A 22,406-nucleotide genomic window follows, 5' to 3' on the forward strand; every position below is an offset into this window, starting at 1 on the left:
CCGTATTTCAGCAGATAAACGCCGCAGGCCGCTCTAAGCTTTTCGGCGTTGAAGCGACGGAGACAGCCATGAACGCAATCGACATTCTGGAGCGTCTTGTCGGCTTCCCGTCGGTGGTCGGAACCGCCAATGGCGACATCGCCGGATGGATCGCCGACTATCTGGAAAGCCACGGCGCGAAAGTATCGCTGCTTGCCGGCCCGGAGGGCGACCGCGCCAATCTCTTTGCCAGCTTCGGCCCGACAGATGCCAGCGGATACATCCTGTCCGGCCATATGGATGTGGTGCCTGCCGGTGAGCCGGAATGGTCCTCCGATCCCTTCACGTTGAGAACCGAAGGCGAGCGTCTATACGGACGCGGAACCACCGACATGAAAGGGTTTCTGGCCACGGTTCTCGCCGCAGCACCGGCATTTTCACGCATGGCGCTGAAGCGGCCCGTTCATATCGCCTTTTCCTATGACGAGGAGGCGGGCTGCCGCGGCGTTCCCCATCTCATCGCCCGATTGCCGGAACTATGCGCAAAACCGGCGGGTGCGATCATCGGCGAACCGAGCAATCTGCGCGCCGTGCGCGCCCACAAGGGCAAGGCCGCCGCACGCATCACCATTCGCGGTCGCTCCGGCCATTCCTCGCGGCCGGATCAGGGCGTGAACGCCATTCATCTGATGACCGGCATCATGGCAAAGGCGGTCGAGACCGCACAGGCTCTCACCGAGGGTCCCTTCGAAGCGACGTTCGAGCCGCCCTATTCCTCCCTGCAGATCGGCACGGCGAAAGGCGGACAGGCGATCAATATCATCCCCGATCTCTGCGCCATCGAACTGGAAGCGCGGGCGATTGCTGGCGTGTCGCCGGTCGCCCTGCTCCAGCCGGTGCGCGACGGCGTCGAAGCGCTCGCCGCCAGGGGCGTCGACATAGAATGGACGCCGATGAGCGATTATCCGGCGCTCTCCCTTGCCGCCGATGCGCCGCTCGTGAAGCTTCTGGAAGAATTGACCGACGCGCCCTGCATCGCCGCCGTCAGCTACGGCACGGAGGCCGGGCTTTTTCAGGCGGCCGACATCGACGCCATCATCTGCGGCCCGGGTGATATCGGCCGCGCCCACAAGCCGGACGAATTCATAACGGCCGGCGAACTGTCGGCCTGCCAGTCAATGCTGGAAACACTGGCGAACCGCTGCACGGTTTAAACCTTCGGAACAACGGATTTCAGATGACTTTCTTCTTCAATTCCGACGCGAAGCGCGGCGAGATTTTCCGGCAGGCTCTGGCCCGCGACCTGCCGGAACTGCCCTTTTCGATGGATGCCGAAAGCGTCGACCCGGATGCGGTTCGATACCTCATCACCTGGACCGTGCCGGAAGATATCGGCCGCTACCGCAATCTCGAAATCCTGTTTTCCATCGGTGCGGGCGTCGATCAGTTCCACATCGACACCGTCCCTGCGCATGTAAAAGTCGTGCGCATGGTGGATGAAGGCATCATCCGCATGATGCAGGAATATGTGAGCCTCGGCGTTCTTTCGCTTCACCGCAACCTGCCGGTCTATTTGAAGCAGCAGCGCCAGCAACTCTGGAAGGCCCTGCCGCAGCGTCAGGCGGAAGAGTGCCGGGTGGGCGTTCTCGGCCTCGGCATGCTGGGCGTTGCGGCGCTCGAACGGCTGAAACCCTTCGGTTTTCCTCTTTCCGGCTGGAGCCGTTCACCGCGCGAGATCGATGGCGTGACCTGCCATCATGGCGAAGCCGGATTGTCCACGATCCTTTCGACCAGCGATATTCTCGTTTGCCTGCTGCCGCTGACCGACGAAACGACGGGACTTCTGAATGGCGAACGCCTGGGGATGCTTCCCGAGGGTGCGGGGCTGGTTCACGCCGGGCGCGGCAAACAGCTCGACCACGACGCTCTCATCGATGCGCTGGACAGCGGCAGGCTTTCGGGTGCCGTGATCGACGTCACCGATCCGGAACCGCTTCCGGAAGACCATGCCTTCTGGACGCATCCGAAAATTCTCCTGACGCCGCACATCGCCAGCGTCACCCAGCCGCATTCGGCAGCACGCACCGTTGTCGAGAACATCAAACGATACCAGTCCGGCCTCGAGCCGCTCGGCCTCGTCGACCGCAATCGCGGATATTGATCATCCCGTTCCAGGAAAGGACACCCATGCCGCTTCTCAAGACCATCGACACGCACCCCGCCTTCGAACCGAAAGCCTCCAAGGCCCTACCGGAACGTCTCATTTCCGGCGATCCGTCCTTCAAGACCTGGCCGCTGGACGAAGCCCGCAACGGCACCGTCCACACCGGCATCTGGGAAGCGACGCCGGGCGAAAGCCGTTCGATCAAGGGCGAAACCTTCGAATTCTGCCATATTCTCGAAGGCGTCATCGAAATCACGCCGGAAGGCGGCGCACCGCTGCGTTATACGGCTGGTGACAGTTTCGTCATGAAGCCGGGCTTCGTCGGCGTTTGGAAAACCATTGAAACCGTCCGCAAGATCTATGTTACGGTGAACGGATGAACTGGGAACCGGCCATTTTCGAAATCACCCGCGACGACTATGTGCTGAGCACCGATCCGGCACGGGTGGATTTCGATCTGGTCCATGGTTTTCTCGCCCGCGATTCCTACTGGGCGCAGGGAATGACCGCCGACCGGCTGAAGCGGGCGCTTTCGCATTCGCTGCCGATCGGCGTTTACGCCCCTGACGGCTCCATGGCCGCCTTCGCCCGTCTGGTGACGGACTACGCCGTTTTCGGCTATCTGCGCGATGTCTTCACGGTGGAGGATCATCGCGGTCGCGGCCTTGCGTCCTGGATCGCCACCGAGATACGCAAACACCCGGAGCTTTCAACGGTATCGAGCTGGATGCTGGCGACCCGCGACGCCCATGGCGTTTACGAAAAGGCCGGCTATCGCGCAGCACCGCATCCTGAATATTACATGACGGTGCCGAAACCCGGCGAGGGTTGAACAACCCTCCCTACGGGCCACCCCGGCCATCCTCATAACCTGGGGCTATGACCCTTACCTCATAAATGCTTGGCCCTTTTCCAGTCCCGATGACAGCATCGTCCGCACCGGAAAAGGAGACGGAAGAGATGGGATATCGCATTGGCGTCGATGTTGGCGGGTCGTTTACGGATTTTGCCGTGTTCGACGATGGGACCGGCTCGCTTTCCACCCTGAAGGTGTTTTCCCGCCCCGATGCGCCCGGAGAAGAAATCCTTCTCGCGCTCGATACGCTGAAAAAGCGCGACGGCATCGAAGCGAAGGACGTTTCCTATTTCACCCATGGAACCACCGTCGGCGTCAACACCGTCATCCAGCGCAACGGCCAGAACGTCGCGCTGTTCACCACCGAAAACTTCGAGGACGTGCTGGGCGTTGCACGCCTTAAAATTCCGCAGATCCACAATCTCTATTCCGTGCGGCCGGAACCGCTCATCCCGCGTGAACGGGTTTTCGGCATAGCCGAGCGCATGCTGGCGACCGGCGAGGTAAAGCTCGCCCCGAACGAAGAGAATGTGGCACAGGCTGTCGCCGGCGCCCTTGCAGCCGGTTGCGACGGCATCGTGCTCGCCTTCCTGCATTCCTACCGCAACCCCGAAAACGAACTTGCCGTGAAGGCGATGATCGAACGCATCGCGCCGCAATTGCCCGTGGTCTCCTCTGCCGAGACATGGCCGATCATCCGCGAATATGAGCGCACCGTCACCGCCGTCATCAGCGGTTATGTCCAGCCGCGCGTCGCACATTACCTCGACCGTTTCGAAACCGTGCTGCGCGGGCAAGGCATTGCCTGCCCGCTGCTCATCACCAAGACCAATGGCGGTGTCATGGGCATCGATCAGGCGCGGCGGGAATGTGTGCAGATGATCCTGTCGGGCACCGCTTCCGGCGTCATCGGCGCAGGCTATCTGGCAAAGGCCAGCGGCTTTGAGCGGGTGATGAGCCTCGACATCGGCGGCACCAGCGCCGATGTGGCCGTTATCCTTGATGGCGAGGCCCAATATGGGGTCGGCGAACTGATCGGCGATTTCCAGATTCATGTCCCTTCCGTTTCGGTCAGCTCCGTCGGCCAGGGCGGCGGCTCGGTCGCATGGGTCGACAGCCTCGGGCTGTTGCAGGTCGGGCCTGAAAGTGCCGGCTCGACGCCGGGACCCGCCTGTTACGGACGTGGCGGTAACCGCCCGACGATCACGGACGCCATGGCGGCCGCCAATCTCATCGGCCATATGCCGCTCGGTTATGGCGCGGTGACCGTCGATCACGCCGCGTCTCGCACCGCGCTCTCGCCGCTCGCCGAAAAGCTCGGCCTTTCCGTCGAGGCGCTCGCCGGCAACATCGTCGATATCGCCGTCTCCGGCATGTATGCGGAGGTGAATGCCCTGACCTCCCGTTTCGCCATCGACCCGCGCGAATTTCACCTCTTCGCTTTCGGCGGCGCCGGCGCGATGCTCGCCTGCTTCCTCGCCCGCGAGCTGGATATGAAGGGTGTGGTAGTGCCGCCCACCCCCGGTGTCGTTTCCGCGCTCGGAGGCCTGATTGCCGATCTGAAGAACGATTTCATCCGCACCACCTATTGCGATGTGAACGACAGGGAGACCTCCGATCTCGCCCCCCTTCTCGCCGAAATGCAGGAAACCGGCCGCAACTGGCTGAAGGAACAGGGTTTTAACGGTGATTGCGAGATGCGGCTTTCCGCCGACATGCGCTATCGCGGCCAATCCTACGAAATCGAAACCACGCTCCAGCCGGAATGGCTGGACAGCGGCGACGCCAGCGCGATCAACAGGGCTTTCCATGAGGAACATGCCCGCCTCTACGGTCATTCCGATGAGCGGGCGGCGGTGCAGATGGTCAATCTCAGGCTTGTCGTCTCCGGGAAAACGCCGAAGCCGCCGCTTCGCGAGACAGGCATTGCCGCCGGTCCCGCAACACCGCGCTTTCACACGAAAGGCTGGTTTGGCGGCATGGAACACGACATAGCGATCTATCACCGTGACGATCTGGCAACCGGTCACGATTTCGACGGCCCCGCCATCGTCCTTCAGGACGATACCACCACCGTGGTGCCGCCCGGCTTTTCGGTCCATGTCGATCGTTTCGGCAATCTCGTCATTACCAAGCGGGAGTTTTGACCCATGACCATCGATCGCCGCAATCTCAAGGTGCTCGCCAATTTCTGCTCGGCCGCCGCCGATGCCATGGCCTTTACGCTGATGCGCACAGCTCATTCCGCCTTCGTCAAGGAAACCGAGGATTTTTCCTGCCAGGTGGTGACGCGCGAGGGGCTGGCCTTCGCCAATCCCCGGCAATTCGGCGCGCCCTGGTATAGCGGCATCGATTACGCGCCGCTGCTTTCCATGTTCGAGGAATATGAAGAGGGCGATATCTGCATCACCAACGATCCCTATAGCGGTTTCGTCGCCACTCACTCGCCGGACATCCACATCTGGAAACCGGTCTTCCATGAGGGCAAAATTGCCTGTTTCGTGGTTGGGCACATCCACAATACCGATGTCGGCGGCGCGGTTCCCGCCTCATTGTCCCGCTCGCTTTCCGAAATCGAGCAGGAAGGCCTGCGCATTCCGCCGGTCAAGCTCGTGCGCAAAGGCAGGCTCGATACCTTCATCATCGACATGATGAAGGCCAATGTCCGCATGCCGGAGCAGAATATCGGCGACCTCCACGCCCAGATCGCCTCCGTCAATATCGGCGAACGCAAGATGCAGGAGATCATCGCCCGCTTCGGCTTTGACGATTTTCTGGACGGTGTGCGCCAGATTTTCGATTATGCGGAAGAGCAGACCCGGCAAATCCTCACCCGGGTGCCCGATGGCGACTATTTCTTTGCCGATTATGCCGATGAGGATTCCGTCGGCGGCCGGCCATGCCGCGTGGCGCTGACGCTGAAAATCCGAGGCGGCGAAGCCGTCCTCGATTATACCGGCAGCGACCCGCAGCTCGGCTCGTCGCTGAACATGCCGACCGGCGGCCGCGAGCGGCATTCACTCGTCATGGTCGGACTGACCTATGTGCTTTATACGCTCGACAACAGCCTGCTCCTGAATGCCGGCACCCTGCGCCCGGCGCGGGCCGTGCTGCCGGAAGGCACGATCGTCAATTGCCAGCGCCCGGCCGCCGTCGGCATGCGTTCGCTGACCTGCGCCATGACCCAGATCGTCACCATCGGTGCTTTTGCAAAGGCCCTGCCGGAGCTTATTCCCGCCGCCTCACCCGGCGGAAACGCCATCATGAACATCAAGACCAGCGACAGGAACGGCCGCCCGGTCATGGCCTCCATAGGCCCGGTTGGCGGCGGCGGCGGCGGCACGCCCTTCTGCGACGGCAGCGACGGCGCGGGCGGCGCCACCGGTTTTCTGCGCAATACGCCGATTGAAATCAGCGAAGCGGAAGTACCGATCCTTTTCCGCCGTTATGGGCTGCAACGCGACACCGGCGGGGCGGGCCGTTTTCGCGGCGGGCTTTCGGCTGCCATGGAGTTTGAAATATCCTCCCCGGAAACGGTGGTCACGGCCCGCAACCGCAACCGTTCGGTGATGGCGAGCTGGGGTGTCAACGGGGCAGGTCCGGGGTTGATTTCCCGCTTCCTCCGCAATCCCGATACCGAGGGCGAAATCTCGCTCGGCAATACCGATATCGTCCATTGCGGTCCGGGCGATGTCATTCGCGTCATAGGACCGGGAGCCGGCGGTTACGGCGACCCCTTCACCCGCCCGCAGCAGGCCGTGCTGCGCGATGTGCGGCGTGGTGCGGTCTCGGCAGAAAATGCTGCAAGACACTATGGGGTGGCGCTCAACGGTGATGATATCGACGAAGAGGCGACGGCTGCCCTGCGCGCCGCGCCGCGCCGGAAGACGGACGATATCATCAGCTACGGACCGGAGCGGCTCGCCTTCGAGGCGGTCTGGACCCGGGAACGTTATGATCTCCTGACACAATTCCTGCAAAAATCGCCCGTGGGATGGCGCTTTTTCCTGAAACACCGGGTGTTTGAAGCGGTGGAAAACGAGGGCGATGACCCCCGCCCCCTTGGCGAGCGGATGGCCGAGATTTTCGACCGTATAAGCGCCCGCTACGGCGTTTGACCTGCGGCATATACCGGCCGCCGAAGATTGCGCTGTCTGCCGGTGGCAAAACAGGATTTTCATTCACCGCCCGCGCCGCAGTCGGTCGATGCTGCTTGCCATCAGGGATTAGCGTTGGGGCATATCCAAAGAGGATTCCACATGACGCTCAGCTTCGATCCAGACAGCTTATCCCTGCCGATCGGCCACTTTATCGGCGACCGGCTGGTTCCGGCGGCAAACGGCATCGACATGCACCGCCCTTCGGACGGCATAGAATATGCCGGTTGCCCCAAGGCGGATGCAGCGCTGGTCGATGAGGCAGTACAGACTGCCAAGGCCGCGTTGAAGAGCAGCAACTGGGGCGGCGTGCGCCCGCGCGAGCGCACAAAGGTCTTGCAGCGCTGGGCCGACCTGATCGAACAGGAAGCCGAGACGCTGGCGAAAATCGAGGCACTCTCTTCGACCCGACCGGTAGGCCAGCTGATCGCCGGCGATATCGCCGTCACCGCCGAACAGATCCGTTTCTTCGCCGAATTCGCGGACAAGGAAGGCGGCGATCTGGTGCCGACAGACGATGCAAGCCTCGGCATGATCATGACCGAACCCTATGGCGTCGTCGGCGCCATCACGCCGTGGAATTTCCCCGTCTCCATGGCCGGCTGGAAGCTCGGCCCGGCGCTCGCGGCAGGCAATGCCGTGGTGTTGAAACCATCGGAAATGACGCCCTTCTCCAGCATCTTCATGGCGCAGCTGGCGATCAAGGCCGGATTGCCGGCAGGTCTCATCAACATCGTGCTGGGCGACGGGCCCGTGACCGGCAATGCCATCACCGGCCATCCCGAAATTTCGAAGGTCAGCTTCACCGGCTCCACCGCCGCGGGCGCCGCCATCATGGCCAACATTGCCCGCACCGGCATCAAGCCGATGACGCTGGAACTCGGCGGCAAGAGCCCGCAACTGGTCTTCGCCGATGCCGATATCGAGAAGGCGGCAGCGGCCATCGCCGGCAATATCCTCTCCAATGCCGGGCAGGCCTGTGTGGCAGGCTCGCGCATCATCGTCGAGGAAAGTGCGGCGGATGCCCTTTCCACTGCCATCATTGCCCGCATGAAGGCAGTGAAGCCCGGCCCGACCTGGGACGAGACGACGCAATATTCGCCGATCATCTCCGAGGTGCAGCGCAAGCGCATCGACGGCATCGTGCAGGCGGCGGTCGCCCATGGCGGCGAATGCTTGACCGGCGGCGCAGTGATGGATGGCCCCGGCTATTTCTACCAGCCGACGCTGATCGCCAATGTCGACCAGACCTCTCCTGCCGTCACCGAGGAAATCTTCGGCCCTGTGCTGACGCTGCAGACCTTCCGCACGGAAGAAGAGGCTCTGGCGCTTTCCGACCATCCGACCTACGGTCTGGCGGCGGGTCTTTTCAGCCGTGACGTCTCGCGCGTCATGCGCCTGTCCCGCGCCATTCAGGCGGGCACGATCTGGGTCAACCGTTATGGGCGCTCGCGCGACCACATATTGCCGACCGGCGGTTACAAACGCTCCGGCATCGGCAAGGATCTCGGACGCGAGGCCTATCTCGCCAACCGCAAGAGCAAAAGCGTCCTTATCGGACTGTAACAGGGGTAATGTCTTGAAAACGCATCGCATCGCACTCATTCCCGGAGACGGCATCGGCAAAAGCGTGACGGACGCCGCATGGCAGGTGCTCAACGCCGCTGCCAAAACCTCCGGTTTTGCGCTTGAAGGAACGGAATTCCCCTGGTCCTGCGCCTTCTACAAGGAAACCGGCGCGATGATGCCGAAGGACGGCATCGAGACCCTGCGCGGTTTCGACGCCATTCTGCTTGGCGCCGTCGGCTGGCCGGCGGAAGTGCCGGACTCTGTCTCGCTGCACGGCCTGCTGCTGCCGATCCGCAAGGCCTTCGTGCAATATGCCAATATCCGCCCGCACCGGCTTCTGCCCGGTGTGCAGGGGCCTTTGAAGGCCGATGGCTTCGACATTCTCTGCATCCGCGAAAATACCGAGGGCGAATATTCCGGCGCTGGCGGCCGCGTGCACCAGGGCACCGACGATGAAGTTGCCGTCGAAACCTCGATCTTCACCCGCAAGGGCGTGGAGCGCATCCTGCGCTTCGGCTTCGAGCAGGCGCAGAAGCGTCGCGGCAAGCTTGCCTCCATCACCAAGTCCAATGCCCAGAAATATTCGATGGTGTTCTGGGACGAGGTGACCCACAAGCTCGCTGCCGAATATCCCGACGTCGAGGTTTCCAGCTACCACATCGACGCCATGGCGGCCCGCATGGTTATGGCCCCGGAAAGCCTCGATGTCGTCGTCGCCTCCAACCTCTTCGGCGATATTCTGACCGACCTCGGCGCAGCCATTCAGGGCGGCCTCGGTTTTGCCGCCTCCGCCAATATCAATCCTGACCGCAGCGCGCCCTCCATGTTCGAGCCGGTGCACGGTTCGGCTCCGGATATCGCCCATCTCGGCATCGCCAACCCCATCGCCGCCATCTGGTCCGGCGCGATGATGCTCGAGCATCTCGGCGAAAAAGACGCGGCTGTGCGTATCATGACGGCGCTGGAAACGGCGACCGGCCGAGGTATCGGCACGGTGCCGGGCAAGGACAAGACAGACGCCATCACCGCCGCAGTTCTTGCGGCGCTCGACTGATTTCGGAGAATTATGATGCAGGGCTTGAAGGACAAGGAACTCTTTCGCCAGACGGGCTTGATCGGCGGCGCATGGAAAGCGGCGGCATCGGGCAAGGCGGTCGATGTCATCGACCCGGCGACGCAGACGGTAATCGGCACCGTGCCGGATATGGACGGCGGGGAAACCCGCGCGGCAATCGAAGCCGCCAATGCCGCCTTCGGCCCGTGGAAAAAGAAAACCCACGCGGAGCGCGCAGCGCTTCTGGAAAAATGGTTCGCGCTGATGATCGACAATGTCGACGATCTCGGCCTGATCCTGACCACCGAACAGGGTAAGCCGCTGGATGAGGCAAAGGGCGAAATCCGCTATGGCGCATCCTTCGTCAAATGGTTCGCGGAAGAGGCTCGTCGTATCGGCGGCAGCACCATTCCTTCACCGACGCCGGACCGGCGTATCGTGGTGCTGAAAGAACCGGTCGGTGTCTGCGGCATCATCACGCCGTGGAACTTTCCTAACGCCATGATCACCCGCAAGGTCGCGCCCGCACTTGCGGCCGGCTGCACCGTGGTCATCAAGCCTTCGGAATTCACGCCCTATTCGGCGCTGGCGCTCGGCGTGCTTGCCGAACGGGCCGGCATTCCCGCCGGCGTCATCAACATCGTCACCGGCATGCCTACGGAAATCGGCAACGAAATCATGGCCAACGAGACGGTTCGGAAAATTTCCTTCACCGGCTCCACCCGTGTCGGCTCGCTTTTGATGCGCGGTGCTGCCGACAGCGTCAAGCGGCTGTCGCTGGAACTGGGCGGCAATGCGCCCTTCATCGTGTTCGATGATGCCGATCTCGATCTCGCCATCGAAGGCGCGCTGGTTTCGAAATTCCGCAATGGCGGCCAGACCTGCGTCTGCGCCAACCGTATTCTCGTGCAGTCGAGCGTCTATGACGCGTTTGCGAAAAAACTGGCGGATCGCGTCGATGCCATGCGGGTCGGACCCGGAACCGAGGCAGGCGTTTCCATCGGCCCGATGATCAACGAACCGGCCATCGCCAAGATCCGCGCCCATATCGATGACGCCGTTTCCAAGGGCGCGAAGGTCATTACCAAACCACATGATCTGCCGGAAGGTCCGCAATATACCGCCCCCGTGGTGCTGACCGGCGCCACGACCGGGATGCGGCTGGCAAGCGAAGAAACCTTCGGACCGGTGGCACCGCTCTTCCGTTTCGAGACGGAAGAAGAAGCCATCGCCATCGCCAACGGCACGCCCTTCGGCCTCGCCGCCTATTTCTATACCGAAAGCCTGAAACGCGCCTGGCGCGTGGGCGAGGCGCTGGAATTCGGCATGGTCGGCCTCAACACCGGCGCAATCTCCACCGAAGTCGCACCCTTCGGCGGCGTCAAACAATCCGGCCTCGGCCGTGAGGGCGCACAGGTCGGCATCGAGGAATATCTGGAAATCAAGACGTTTCATATTGGCGGGCTTTCCTGAGCCCGCTTCCTTCTCCCCGCCTAAAGGGCCGCTCTGCGGCCCTTCTTTTTGTGTGGAGGCAATAAAACGGCCGGACAGCTGCTGTTAGATTGATGGAACGCCCACAAACCTCTCCTCCGTCATGCTCGGGCCTGTCCCGAGCATCTGCTACCGATTGATTTTGCGATAGGTGGACAGATCCTCGGGATAAGCCCGAGGATGACGTCGAATGTGGAGGATGGTTCGTAAGAAGCCTGAGCGACAGGAAAGCGACCGCACTCTACTGAATCTTGTCCAGCATCTTGTAATAGAGGCCCACGACCGGCAGGAACCACGGCTTGCCGAAATGGCCCGGCACCGCCGGCCATTCCAGTCCCTTCAGCGGGTTGTTATCCGGCCGTCCGAGAATGGCGTCAGCCATGATCATGCCGAGATGGGTGGAAAGCTGCGCACCGTGGCCGGAATAGCCCATGGCGTACCAGACGCCGTCGTGGAAACCGGCGCGCGGATAACGATCCTTGGTCATGTCCACCAGACCGCCCCAGCAATAATCGATCGGCACATGCGAAAGCTGCGGGAAGATGCGATGCAGGCTTTCCGTCAGGATCGCACCGCTTTTGGCATCCGAACGCTGGTCCGACGTGGCGGAAAAGCGCGCACGGCCGCCGAAGATCAACCGGTTATCCGGCGCGAGCCGGAAATAATTGCCGATATTCATCGAGTTGACATAGGTGCGGTTGCCCGGAACCGAGGCCTGAACCTCGGCATCCGTCAGCGGCCGCGTGGCGATGATGAAACTGCCGACGGCGATGATGCGGCGACGGAAATAACCGAAGCCGGACGGCGTGTAAGCGCCGGTCGCCACCAGAACATTGTCGGCCGTCACCTTGCCGCGCGAGGTTTCCAGTTCATGGGTCCTGCCGTTCTGGATGTGCTTCGTCACCGCCGCATTTTCGAAGATCACCGCGCCATGACGGCTGGCGGCTTCGGCAAGGCCGGCCACATAGCGACCCATATGCATCATCGCGCTCTTCTTCGAAAGCATGGCGCCATAAAAGGGCGAACCGATCTCCGACTTGAGATCGGCTGCGGAAAGAAGCGCCGTGTCGGGATCGACCTCGGCATGCAGCGCCTCGAAATTCTTCGCCAGACCTTCGAAATGCTGCGGCTTGGAGGCAAGCTTCAGCTTGCCCGAGCGGCGGAAGTTGCAATCGATGCCTTCCTCAGCGATCAGCGCCTCCAGCGTATCGATGGAGGAATCGAGCGCCCTGTAGAGGGCGATCGCGCGCTCCTTGCCAAGCTCGGCCTTGGCGGAGAGATAGGAATGGGCGAGACCATTGTTGAGATGCCCGCCATTGCGGCCGGAGGCGCCCCAGCCGACCCGCTCCCCTTCAAGAACGACCACCCGCGCGCCGGCCTTGGCCAGCTGGCGCGCGGCCCCGAGACCGGTGAAACCTCCACCGATGACGGCGACATCGTAATGACCTTCGACGGGACCTTGCGCGGCACCTGAAAATTGCGGCGCGGTATCGTGCCAATAGGAGACGAACTTCATGGTCCCGACCTTTCCTTACAATCCAACCACGCCTGCCAGGCCGGAAATATCGGCGATTTCGACATAACCGTAATAGGGATTGGCGGGCTCGTGACCACGATTGACCCAGACCTTGTTCTTGATGCCGAGATCATGGGCCGACATCAGATCGTAACGGAACGAGGAGGAAACATGCAGCATGTCTTCCGGACCGCAGCCCAGCATGTCGAACATATATTCGAAAGCCTTGAAGCGCGGCTTGTAGGCCTGTGCCTGCTCAGCCGTATAGACAGCGTGGAAGGGCGCACCGAGCTTTTCGACATTCGACATGATCTGCGAATTCATGGCGTTGGACAGGATGACGAGGGGAATTTCCTTCGCAACCTTGGCAAGCCCGGCCGGAACATCGGCATGCGGGCCCCAGGTCGGAACGTGCTCGTAAACGAAGGTGGCATCTTCATCCTTGAAGGCCACGCCATTGCGCTTGCAGCTGCGCGAAAGCGAATTGTGAACCACCTGGGCGTAGGGCTTCCAGTCGCCCATGATCTCATCCAGACGATAGGCCGCAAAATTCTTGATGAACTGCTGCATCTGCGCTTCATCGAGACGATCGCCATAAAGATCGCGGGCGGCCTCTGCCATCTGGAAATTGATCAGCGTGCCGTAGCAATCGAAGGAGATGTATTTCGGGCGGAAGATGGTCATGTCGTCGTCATCCTTGCTTGGGGATCGGCCGTGCCGGAATGAATTGATCATAGAAAGCCTTTGCCCGGTCGACGCACCGCAATTGCCATTCGCGGAAGCAGATTGTTGCGTATGCAGCCGCCAGTTTGGCAGAGAGTTGCGTCGAGGCAAACCGGAAGCCGCCGCCGGTCCCCGGTTTACAGCCAGGTGCGGACAAGATGCGGCATAAGATGCGGCGGCGGATAAAAGCAACAGCGAAACATATCGAACCTTCCCATTTGTCGGGACAATCTTCTTTCGGCATCGGTCTATCAATGAATAAGCAGAAAAACGGAGTTCCGGCATGCAGGCGAGCCTGATCGATATCCAAACGTTTCAACCGGACCACCTCGACGCGGCCGTTGAACTTTCCCGCCAGGCCGGCTGGCCGCACCGGAAAGAAGACTGGGCGCTGGTCCTTTCCCTGAGCAAGGGTTTCGTCGCGCTGGAAAACGGGCGCGTCGTCGGAACCGCCATGGCGACGATTCTCGGAGACACCTGCGCCACCGTCAATATGGTGATCGTGGACGAGAGCATGCGCGGCCGCGGCCTTGGACGCCAGTTGATGGGCGCTGCAATGGACGCAGCAGAAAATCGCGAGTGCCGTCTTGTAGCCACGGCCGACGGCCTGCCCCTTTATGAAAAGCTGGGCTTCGCCGCCTGCGGCGAGGTGCTCCAGCATCAGGGCATTCCGGCCGCGACCGACAGGCCGGAAGGTGTCACCTGGGCGGAAACCATTGATCCGGCCGAACTCGCCGCGCTCGATGCGCAGGCTTTCGGTGCGGATCGCACGGCCCTCTTTGCAGCACTTGCCGAAAGGGCGCGTTTCGCACTCGTGCAGGAACAGGGCGTCATCAAGGGCTTTGCAGCACTTCGCGCCTTCGGGCGCGGCGAAGTCATCGGCCCGGTCGTCGCGGAAAATGCTGAAATCGCGAAAGAACTGATCGCATTCGTGTTTTATGAACGTCCCGGCGCATTCCTTCGTGTGGACACCACGGCCGACACGGGCCTGGCCCCCTGGCTTGCCGAACGCGGTCTTGGCCATGTCGGCGGCGGCATCGCCATGCGCCGGTCGAAAACCGAAATCCCCGCTGACAAAAAACTGAAAACATTCGCATTGACCAGCCAGGCGCTGGGCTGAATCGGGAGAGACCCATGTTAAGCAATTCACTCATCGAACTGGATCGCGCCCATCTGGTGCACCCTGTCTCTTCCTTCCGCGGCCATGAGAAGCTGGGCGTGCGGGTACTGCAATCGGCACGCGGCGCAACCGTCACCGATATTACCGGCCATCAGCTCATCGATGGTTTTGCCGGCCTGTGGTGCGTCAATGCCGGTTACGGCCATGACAGCATCGTCGAGGCGGCGGCAAAGCAGATGCGGGAATTGCCCTATGCGACGGCCTATTTCGACATTGGCAGCGAACCGGCCATTCGGCTGGCCTCGGAACTTGCCGACCGCGCACCGGGCGATCTCAACCACGTCTATTTCACGCTTGGCGGCTCCGATGCGGTGGACAGCACCATTCGGTTCATCCGCTATTACTGGCATGCCAAGGGCCAGCCACAGCGCGACCAGTTCATTTCCATCGAACAGGGTTATCACGGCTCCACCACCGCCGGTTCGGGCCTCACCGCCCTGCCCGCTTTCCATGCCGGTTTCGGCGTGCCTTACGACTGGCAGCACAAAATCCCGTCGCATTACGCCTACCGTAACCCGGTGGGAAGCGACCCGGCCGCCATCATCGCATCCTCCCTGCAAATCCTGAAGGACAAGATCGAGACGATCGGTCCGGACCGCGTCGCCGCCTTCTATGCGGAGCCGATCCAGGGTTCCGGCGGGGTTCTCGTGCCGCCTCCCGGCTGGGTCAAGGCCATGCGCGACCTCTGCCGTTCCTATGGCATCCTTTTCGTCGCCGACGAAGTCATTACCGGCTTTGGCCGCACGGGGCCGCTGTTTGCCTGTGCCGACGAGGACATCGTGCCGGACTTCATCACCACCGCCAAGGGCCTCACCTCCGGCTACGTGCCGATGGGCGCCGTCTTCATGGCGGACCACGTCTATGATACAATAGCCGACTTCGCAGGCGAGGCCGCAATTGGGCATGGCTATACCTATTCCGCCCATCCCGTCAGCGCCGCCGTCGGTCTCGAAGTGCTGAAACTTTACGAGGGCGGGCTGCTGGAAAACGGCCGCCGCGCCGGTGAAAGGCTGATGGCGGGGCTTGAGAGCCTGAGAAGCCATCCGCTGGTCGGCGATGTCCGCGGGCGCGGCATGCTCGCCGCCGTCGAACTCGTGACCGACAAGGACAAAAAGACCCCGCTGCCGGCCGCTGCGGCCCCCGCACGCAAGGTTTTCGACCGCGCCTGGGAAAACGGCCTGATCGTGCGCGCCTTTGCGAACGGTATTCTGGGTTACGCGCCGCCGCTCTGCTGCGCCGACAGCGAGATCGACGCCATCATCGAGCGGACGCTGAAGACCCTCGACCAGACGCTCGAAGACCCCGCGGTACGGGCCGCCATGGCCTGAGGCGATAGCCGGGTGGCGTTGCGGCACCCTCTCGAAATGTCGCAATGCACCGCATATTCGCAATATTCTGCCGAAGAGCCGATCCATTTCGGCGAATCCGGCGTGCCGAAAGTGCCAAACTATTAATGCAAACGGCACTAAACGCCATAAAAAAGGGCGTAATCGCAAATGGGAACGGGGCAAGGATCCCGTCCGGGAACAGAATAATCTGCCGCAGGCTCCCCAAGAGGCCGAGGCGGCAAAGCGGAGACCGACATTGCCCAAAAAACTGAGCGACTTCAAATATATGAGCTTCGACGTGGTGGGGACCCTCATCGATTTCGAAGGCGGCCTGAAATCGACGCTGGCCGCAATCGGCGCGGAAAACGGCGTGGAGGTCGATGGTGAAAAGGCGCTCGCGCTTTACCGCGCGGCCCGTTATTCCGACGCGACCGACCTGTTTCCGGATGACCTCGTCCGCGTATACCTGATTATCGCTCCCGAACTCGGCCTGCCGGCGGAACGCGCATTCGGTGAACGCCTGCGCGATGCGGCAAAAAGCTGGAAAGGCTTTGAAGACAGCCGCGCCGCCATGGCCGAGCTTGCCAAGACGCATCGCCTCATCGCCATGACCAACGCCCAGCGCTGGGCCTTCGAATATTTCTCGAAGGAACTCGGCAATCCCTTTCATGCCGCTTTCACCGCGGATGACACTGGCACCGAAAAACCCGATCCCGCCTTTTTCGAAAAGGTTTTTGCCTTTGTGGAAAGCGAAGGCGCATCGAAGGACGACATTCTGCACGTCGCGCAAAGCCAGTACCACGATATCGGCATTTCCCGGAAACTGGGCATGACCAATTGCTGGATCGAGCGTCGCCACGCCCAGAAGGGATATGGCGGTACGATCGAGCCGGAAAACTTTACCGAGCCGGACTACCACTTCACCTCCATGGCCGGCCTTGCCGAAGCAGTGAAACAGACGGGCGGCTGAGCCGCCCCGCCAATGGCGTGCCGCGAACTGGGATGCGGCAGCCGGAAATTTCTTCAGACGCATTTCAACAAATCATACAAAAGGGGAAGACCATGAGTGACAGGATTACAAACTGGACCCGCTCCGACGATGCCGCCGTTGAACAGGCGATCCGGCGCGGCGCAACGCGGCGTGAGCTGCTTCACATGCTGCTGGCGGGCGGCGTCGCCCTTTCCGCCGGTTCGGCCATCCTCGGCCGCGCCTCTGGCGCCGTGGCCGCAACGCCGGTATCCGGCGGCACGCTGAAAGCTGCCGGCTGGTCCTCCTCCACCGCCGATACGCTCGATCCGGCGAAGGCTTCGCTGTCGACGGACTACGTCCGTTGCTGCGCGCTCTATAACCGCCTGAGCTTCCTCGATGCTTCGGGCACGCCACAGATGGAGCTGGCCGAGTCGATCGAATCCAAGGACGCCAAGACCTGGACCGTGAAGCTGCGTTCCGGCGTCACCTTCCATGACGGCAGTCGCTGACCGCTGATGACGTGGTCTATTCGCTGAAGCGCCATCTCGATCCGGCAGTCGGCTCCAAGGTCGCCAAGATCGCCGCCCAGATGACCGGCTTCAAGGCTGTCGACAAGAGCACCGTCGAAATCACGCTGGCCAGCGCCAATGCCGACCTGCCGACGATCCTTGCCATGCACCATTTCATGATCGTCGCCGATGGCACGACCGATTTTTCCAAGGGCAACGGCACGGGCGCCTTCAAGATCGAAAAATTCGAGCCGGGCGTGCGCTCGATCATGGCCAAGAATACCAATTACTGGAAATCGGGCGGGCCGCATGTGGACAGCTTCGAGTTCTTCGCGATCTCGGACGACAATGCCCGCGTGAACGCGCTTCTTTCCGGCGACATCCAGCTCGCGGCCTCCATCAACCCGCGTGCGCTGCGCCTGCTCGACAAGCAGGACGGTGTCGTTCTTTCCAAGACGACATCCGGAAACTACACCAACCTCAACATGCGTCTCGACCAGGCGCCAGGCAACAATGCCGATTTCATCGCCGGCATGAAGTCGATCGTCAATCGCGAGCAGATCGTCAAGGCGGCGCTGCGCGGCCTCGGTGAAGTCGGCAACGACCAGCCGGTTCCGCCGATGAACCCCTACCACAATCCGGACCTGAAGCCGAAAGCCTTCGATCCGGACAAGGCGAAGTTCCACTTTGAAAAAGCCGGCCTCATCGGCCAGTCCATTCCGGTCATCGCATCGGATGCGGCAAGCTCGTCGGTCGACATGGCGATGATCATCCAGGCTTCCGCCGCCGAAATCGGCGTCAAGCTGGATGTGCAGCGCGTGCCTTCGGACGGCTACTGGAGCAATTACTGGCTGAAGGCGCCGGTCCATTTCGGCAACATCAACCCGCGCCCGACACCGGATATCCTGTTCTCCCTGCTCTACGCTTCCGACGCACCGTGGAACGAAAGCCAGTACAAGTCGCCGAAATTCGACAAGCTGATGCTCGAAGCACGCGGCATGCTCGATATGGACAAGCGCAAGCAGATCTACTTCGAACTGGAAACGATGATCGCCGACGAAGCCGGCACCATCATTCCCGCCTATATTTCGAACGTCGACGCCATCACCTCCAAGCTGAAGGGGCTGGAAGCCAATCCGCTCGGCGGCATGATGGGTTATGCCTTTGCGGAATACGTCTGGCTCGAAGCCTGATAGACCATGGAGCCGGGCGCGAAAATGCGCCCGGCAGCCTTTCCGTCGTTGCGGAAAGCCTCCACAATCAGGCACGTCGCAGGAGCATGTGAATGAACAGCCGGATATTATCCCTTATCGCCAGGCGGCTGGTCGTCATGCTGACGACGCTGCTTATCGTGTCGTTTATCGTCTTTTCCGCTACCAGCCTGCTGCCCGGCGACACGGCGACGATCCTTCTTGGCCAGGCGGCGACGCCGGAGGCCGTGGCCGGCCTGCGCACCGCCATGCATCTCGACGACCCTGCCCTCCTGCGTTTCGTCCGCTGGCTTCTCGGCCTGCTGCAGGGCGAACTCGGCACATCCTACGCCAACAACATGGCGATTGCCGATCTTATCGGTCCGCGCTTTGTCAACTCCATGAAGCTTGCCGGCATTACCACCATCATCGCCGTGCCGCTGGCGCTGACCCTCGGCATCAGCTCCGCCATGTTGCGCGGAACGCTTTATGACCGGGCCGTCACCGTGCTGACCATCGGCGTCATCTCGGTGCCGGAATTCATGATCGCCACACTCGCCGTGCTGCTTTTCGCCGTCTATCTGAAATGGCTTCCGGCGCTGTCGCTGGTCAGCGAGGTTCACACGCTTTTCGATGTTCTGCGGGTCTATGCCATGCCGGTCATCACGCTGACCTTCGTCGTTTCCGCACAGATGATCCGCATGAGCCGCGCCGCCGTCATCGAGACGCTGGATACGCCCTATGTGGAAATGGCGCTTTTGAAGGGCGCGCCGCGCATGCGCATCGTGCTTCGCCATGCGCTTCCCAATGCGCTCGGTCCCATCGTCAATGCGGTGGCGCTGTCGCTTTCCTATCTCGTCGGCGGCGTCATCATCGTCGAGACGATCTTCAATTATCCCGGCATCGCCAAGCTGATGGTCGATGGCGTCGCAACCCGCGACCTGCCGCTGATCCAGAGCTGCGCGATGATCTTCTGCGTCGGTTATCTCCTCCTCATCACGACGGCGGATATCATCGCCATCATGTCCAATCCGAGGCTGCGCTGATGGCCGACAATATCAAAACAACTTCGGGGACCTCGCGTTTGGGTTACAAGATCAACGCAGTCGGCGTTTTCGGCTTTCTCGTCATTTTTTTCTGGGCCATGGTCGCAATCTTCGCGCCCTATCTCATTCCGCATCCGGTCGGTGAAATCGTCGATCTCGATTATTTCGGGCCGATGACCTCCGATCTCTGGCTCGGTTCCGATTATCTCGGCCGCGACGTGTTTTCCCGCATTCTCATGGGCGCGCGTTTCACGGTCGGCATATCGCTCGCCGCCGTCACCATTGCCTGCACCTCCGGCGTCGTGCTCGGCATGTGCGCCGCCGTCATCGGCGGCTGGTTCGATGCGGCGCTGAGCCGGTTTCTCGATGCGGTGAACTCCATTCCGAGCAAGCTTTTCGGCCTCGTGGTCGTGGCAGCCGTCGGCTCTTCCATTCCGGTGCTGATCATCACGCTCTCGGTCATCTATACTCCGGGCGCCTATCGTTTCGCCCGGGCGCTCGCCGTCAATGTCAACACCATGGATTTCGTCACCGTCGCCCGGGTGCGCGGCGAAAGCCTGTTCTACCTCATCGGCTCTGAAATCCTGCCGAACATCGTTCGGCCCGTACTGGCCGATCTTGGCGTGCGCTTCGTGTTCATCGTGCTGCTTCTGTCGGGCCTTTCCTTCCTCGGCCTCGGCCTGCAACCGCCGAATGCGGACTGGGGCGCGCTGGTGCGTGAGAACATCGGCGGCCTGCCGTTTGCGGCCCCCGCCGTCATCTTCCCGTCGCTGGCCATTGCCAGCCTGACGATCAGCGTCAACCTGCTGATCGACAATCTGCCGCAGAAAATCCGCGACAGGAGCGAATAATGAGCAATCTCGTTGAAATCCGTGGACTGAAAGTCGAGGCTACCACCGATTCCGGTCGCCGTATCGACATCATCAAGGGCGTGGACATCGACATCGCCGATGGCGAAATCGTCGCGCTGATCGGCGAAAGCGGTTCCGGCAAGACCACCATCGCGCTGACCCTGATGGGCTATGCCCGGCTGGGCTGCCGCATTTCCGGCGGCAGCGTCAAGGTGGCGGGCCAGGACATGGTGCAGCTTTCCGAGGCCGAACGCGCCAAAGTCCGCGGCACAAAAGTGGCCTATGTGCCGCAAAGCGCCGCCGCCGCCTTCAACCCAGCGCAGAAAATCATCGATCAGGTCATCGAAGTCACCCGCATCCACCATCTGATGCCGCCGCAGGAAGCACGCACACGCGCGGTGGAACTTTTCAAGGCGTTGTCGTTGCCCAATCCCGAGACCATCGGCGAACGTTACCCGCATCAGGTGTCCGGCGGCCAGCTTCAGCGCCTCTCCGCCGCAATGGCGCTGATCGGCAACCCGAAGCTGGTGATCTTCGACGAGCCCACCACCGCGCTCGACGTCACGACCCAGATAGAGGTTCTGCGCGCCTTCAAATCGGCAATGCGCAAGAACGGCATCGGCGGCGTTTATGTTTCGCACGATCTCGCCGTCGTCGCCCAGATCGCCGACCGGATCGTTGTGTTGAAAGGCGGCGAGGTTCAGGAAACCGGCACGACCACGGATATCCTCGAAAATGCCCAGCATCCCTACACGAAGGAACTGCTGACGGCCTTTCATGACAAGGCGCGTGTCATCACACCCGCCAAACAGGAGCAGGCAACGCCGCTGCTGGATATCGAAAAGCTGATTGCCGGTTACGGAACGAAGGGCGAAGACAAGATGCCGCTGGTGCGTGCGGTGGATAGCGTCAGCCTTTCGGTCTATCCCGGTCGCAATCTCGGCATCATCGGCGAATCCGGTTGCGGAAAATCGACTCTGGCGCGCGCCATTGCCGGCATTCTGCCGGCGGCCGGCGGCCATGTCATCTTCGAAGGCCGGGAACTGGATGCGGATGCACGGCGTCGAACCGGCGACCAGCTACGCCGGATGCAGATCGTGTTCCAATATGCCGATACCGCACTCAACCCGTCGAAACCCATCGAGGATATTCTCGGCCGGCCGCTGACCTTCTATCACGGCATGAAAGGCAAGGCGCGCGACGCCCGGATCGATCAGCTTCTCGATATGGTGAAGCTGCCGCGCTCGGTGCGTCACCGCCACCCCTCCGGCCTTTCCGGCGGGCAGAAGCAACGCGTCAATTTCGCCCGCGCACTTGCCGCCGAACCGTCGCTCATCATCTGCGATGAAATCACCTCGGCGCTCGATACCGTGGTCGCGGCCGCGATCATCGATCTTCTCGGAGAACTGCAGCGCGAGCTGAACCTCTCCTATATCTTCATCAGCCACGATCTTTCGGTGGTGGAAACCATCTGCGACGAAATCGTCGTGATGTATGGCGGGCAGAAGGTGGAGCATCTGGAAACCGAAGCGATCAAATCGCCCTCCCACCCCTATTCGAAACTGCTGTTCTCCTCCGTGCCGAAACTCGACCCGACATGGCTCGACAATCTCCAGCAGGATGCGGAACTGGTGCGGGCGTTTTCAAAAAGGTGAGCTGGACGAATGCCAAACAGGTAAGAGAACCTCTCCTCCGTCACGCCGGACTTGTGTGGACGTATTGTGGTTTACTTGATGCATAGGCCGGGATGCGCATCCCGGCCTATGCATCAAGTAAACCACAATACGTCCACACAAGTCCGGCGTGACGGAGGAGAGGTTCTC

General features: G+C 61.5%; 18 protein-coding genes and 1 pseudogene. 16 read left to right on the plus strand and 3 right to left on the minus strand.

Annotation, left to right across the window (positions count from 1 at the left end):
• Positions 1-68: 68 nt before the first annotated feature.
• The 9 genes from argE to L901_RS03100 all read left to right on the plus strand — a co-directional run bounded on the left by argE (position 69) and on the right by L901_RS03100 (position 11,252).
• On the plus strand, positions 69-1,193 hold the full coding sequence (gene argE / locus L901_RS03060; protein ID WP_059753349.1) for an acetylornithine deacetylase: 1,125 nt from the start codon (positions 69-71) through the stop codon (positions 1,191-1,193).
• Between the two features lie 23 nt (positions 1,194-1,216).
• On the plus strand, positions 1,217-2,140 hold the full coding sequence (locus L901_RS03065) for a glyoxylate/hydroxypyruvate reductase A (RefSeq protein WP_059753352.1): 924 nt from the start codon (positions 1,217-1,219) through the stop codon (positions 2,138-2,140).
• Between the two features lie 26 nt (positions 2,141-2,166).
• Complete coding sequence (locus tag L901_RS03070) at positions 2,167-2,523, plus strand: cupin domain-containing protein (RefSeq protein ID WP_003524651.1); 357 nt, start codon at positions 2,167-2,169, stop codon at positions 2,521-2,523.
• A complete protein-coding gene (locus L901_RS03075) occupies positions 2,520-2,975 on the plus strand; it encodes a GNAT family N-acetyltransferase (RefSeq protein WP_059753354.1) in 456 nt (151 codons plus the stop codon). The genes L901_RS03070 and L901_RS03075 overlap by 4 nt, the downstream gene beginning before the upstream one ends.
• 128 nt (positions 2,976-3,103) lie before the next feature.
• Complete coding sequence (locus L901_RS03080; RefSeq protein WP_059753356.1) at positions 3,104-5,146, plus strand: hydantoinase/oxoprolinase family protein; 2,043 nt, start codon at positions 3,104-3,106, stop codon at positions 5,144-5,146.
• Positions 5,147-5,149: 3 nt separating this feature from the next.
• Positions 5,150-7,117, plus strand: coding sequence for a hydantoinase B/oxoprolinase family protein (locus L901_RS03085; RefSeq protein ID WP_059753359.1), 1,968 nt, complete (start codon positions 5,150-5,152; stop codon positions 7,115-7,117).
• Between the two features lie 141 nt (positions 7,118-7,258).
• A complete protein-coding gene (locus tag L901_RS03090) occupies positions 7,259-8,722 on the plus strand; it encodes an aldehyde dehydrogenase (protein ID WP_059753363.1) in 1,464 nt (487 codons plus the stop codon).
• Between the two features lie 13 nt (positions 8,723-8,735).
• Positions 8,736-9,779: a tartrate dehydrogenase gene (locus tag L901_RS03095; protein ID WP_059753366.1), complete on the plus strand. Its 1,044-nt coding sequence runs from the start codon at positions 8,736-8,738 to the stop codon at positions 9,777-9,779.
• Between the two features lie 15 nt (positions 9,780-9,794).
• Positions 9,795-11,252, plus strand: a complete 1,458-nt coding sequence (locus tag L901_RS03100; protein ID WP_059753386.1) for an NAD-dependent succinate-semialdehyde dehydrogenase — start codon at positions 9,795-9,797, stop codon at positions 11,250-11,252.
• A 259-nt stretch (positions 11,253-11,511) separates the two neighbouring features.
• On the opposite strand, the gene L901_RS03105 is transcribed toward L901_RS03100, so the two are convergent.
• From L901_RS03105 to L901_RS26825, 3 genes are read right to left on the minus strand one after another with little or no spacing between them, the layout of a single operon-like run.
• Entirely contained in the window at positions 11,512-12,786 is a 1,275-nt protein-coding gene (locus tag L901_RS03105; protein WP_020813305.1) for an FAD-binding oxidoreductase, read from the minus strand.
• A 15-nt stretch (positions 12,787-12,801) separates the two neighbouring features.
• Positions 12,802-13,470, minus strand: coding sequence for a haloacid dehalogenase type II (locus L901_RS03110; protein WP_031234533.1), 669 nt, complete (start codon positions 13,468-13,470; stop codon positions 12,802-12,804).
• 7 nt (positions 13,471-13,477) lie between these two features.
• Entirely contained in the window at positions 13,478-13,828 is a 351-nt protein-coding gene (locus L901_RS26825) for a hypothetical protein (protein WP_147401565.1), read from the minus strand.
• On the opposite strand from L901_RS26825, the gene L901_RS03115 reads away from it, so the two are divergent.
• The 7 genes and pseudogenes from L901_RS03115 to L901_RS03145 all read left to right on the plus strand — a co-directional run bounded on the left by L901_RS03115 (position 13,793) and on the right by L901_RS03145 (position 22,238).
• Positions 13,793-14,629, plus strand: a complete 837-nt coding sequence (locus L901_RS03115; protein ID WP_020813307.1) for a GNAT family N-acetyltransferase — start codon at positions 13,793-13,795, stop codon at positions 14,627-14,629. The two genes, L901_RS26825 and L901_RS03115, sit on opposite strands and share 36 nt — an antisense overlap.
• 14 nt (positions 14,630-14,643) lie before the next feature.
• Positions 14,644-16,017, plus strand: a complete 1,374-nt coding sequence (locus tag L901_RS03120) for an aspartate aminotransferase family protein (RefSeq protein WP_059753368.1) — start codon at positions 14,644-14,646, stop codon at positions 16,015-16,017.
• Between the two features lie 256 nt (positions 16,018-16,273).
• On the plus strand, positions 16,274-16,987 hold the full coding sequence (locus tag L901_RS03125; protein ID WP_003524662.1) for an HAD-IA family hydrolase: 714 nt from the start codon (positions 16,274-16,276) through the stop codon (positions 16,985-16,987).
• A gap of 92 nt (positions 16,988-17,079) precedes the next feature.
• A pseudogene (locus L901_RS03130) lies at positions 17,080-18,689 on the plus strand (ABC transporter substrate-binding protein).
• A gap of 92 nt (positions 18,690-18,781) precedes the next feature.
• Positions 18,782-19,732, plus strand: coding sequence for an ABC transporter permease (locus L901_RS03135; RefSeq protein WP_003524664.1), 951 nt, complete (start codon positions 18,782-18,784; stop codon positions 19,730-19,732).
• Positions 19,732-20,583, plus strand: coding sequence for an ABC transporter permease (locus L901_RS03140; RefSeq protein WP_059753371.1), 852 nt, complete (start codon positions 19,732-19,734; stop codon positions 20,581-20,583). Before L901_RS03135 ends, L901_RS03140 begins: the two co-directional genes overlap by 1 nt.
• Entirely contained in the window at positions 20,583-22,238 is a 1,656-nt protein-coding gene (locus L901_RS03145) for an ABC transporter ATP-binding protein (protein WP_059753374.1), read from the plus strand. The genes L901_RS03140 and L901_RS03145 overlap by 1 nt, the downstream gene beginning before the upstream one ends.
• Positions 22,239-22,406: the final 168 nt, after the last annotated feature.

Source organism: Agrobacterium sp. D14 (assembly GCF_001526505.1).
In the GTDB taxonomy this organism is placed as follows: Bacteria; Pseudomonadota; Alphaproteobacteria; order Rhizobiales; family Rhizobiaceae; genus Agrobacterium; species Agrobacterium leguminum.

Bases quoted from the DNA above. Each gene is read 5' to 3' on its own strand.
- argE (WP_059753349.1), top strand. From the start codon at position 69: ATGAACGCAATCGACATTCTGGAGCGTCTTGTCGGCTTCCCGTCGGTG.
- L901_RS03065 (WP_059753352.1), top strand. From the start codon at position 1,217: ATGACTTTCTTCTTCAATTCCGACGCGAAGCGCGGCGAGATTTTCCGG.
- L901_RS03070 (WP_003524651.1), top strand. From the start codon at position 2,167: ATGCCGCTTCTCAAGACCATCGACACGCACCCCGCCTTCGAACCGAAA.
- L901_RS03075 (WP_059753354.1), top strand. From the start codon at position 2,520: ATGAACTGGGAACCGGCCATTTTCGAAATCACCCGCGACGACTATGTG.
- L901_RS03080 (WP_059753356.1), top strand. From the start codon at position 3,104: ATGGGATATCGCATTGGCGTCGATGTTGGCGGGTCGTTTACGGATTTT.
- L901_RS03085 (WP_059753359.1), top strand. From the start codon at position 5,150: ATGACCATCGATCGCCGCAATCTCAAGGTGCTCGCCAATTTCTGCTCG.
- L901_RS03090 (WP_059753363.1), top strand. From the start codon at position 7,259: ATGACGCTCAGCTTCGATCCAGACAGCTTATCCCTGCCGATCGGCCAC.
- L901_RS03100 (WP_059753386.1), top strand. From the start codon at position 9,795: ATGCAGGGCTTGAAGGACAAGGAACTCTTTCGCCAGACGGGCTTGATC.
- L901_RS03105 (WP_020813305.1), bottom strand. From the start codon at position 12,786: ATGAAGTTCGTCTCCTATTGGCACGATACCGCGCCGCAATTTTCAGGT.
- L901_RS03110 (WP_031234533.1), bottom strand. From the start codon at position 13,470: ATGACCATCTTCCGCCCGAAATACATCTCCTTCGATTGCTACGGCACG.
- L901_RS03115 (WP_020813307.1), top strand. From the start codon at position 13,793: ATGCAGGCGAGCCTGATCGATATCCAAACGTTTCAACCGGACCACCTC.
- L901_RS03120 (WP_059753368.1), top strand. From the start codon at position 14,644: ATGTTAAGCAATTCACTCATCGAACTGGATCGCGCCCATCTGGTGCAC.
- L901_RS03135 (WP_003524664.1), top strand. From the start codon at position 18,782: ATGAACAGCCGGATATTATCCCTTATCGCCAGGCGGCTGGTCGTCATG.
- L901_RS03140 (WP_059753371.1), top strand. From the start codon at position 19,732: ATGGCCGACAATATCAAAACAACTTCGGGGACCTCGCGTTTGGGTTAC.
- L901_RS03145 (WP_059753374.1), top strand. From the start codon at position 20,583: ATGAGCAATCTCGTTGAAATCCGTGGACTGAAAGTCGAGGCTACCACC.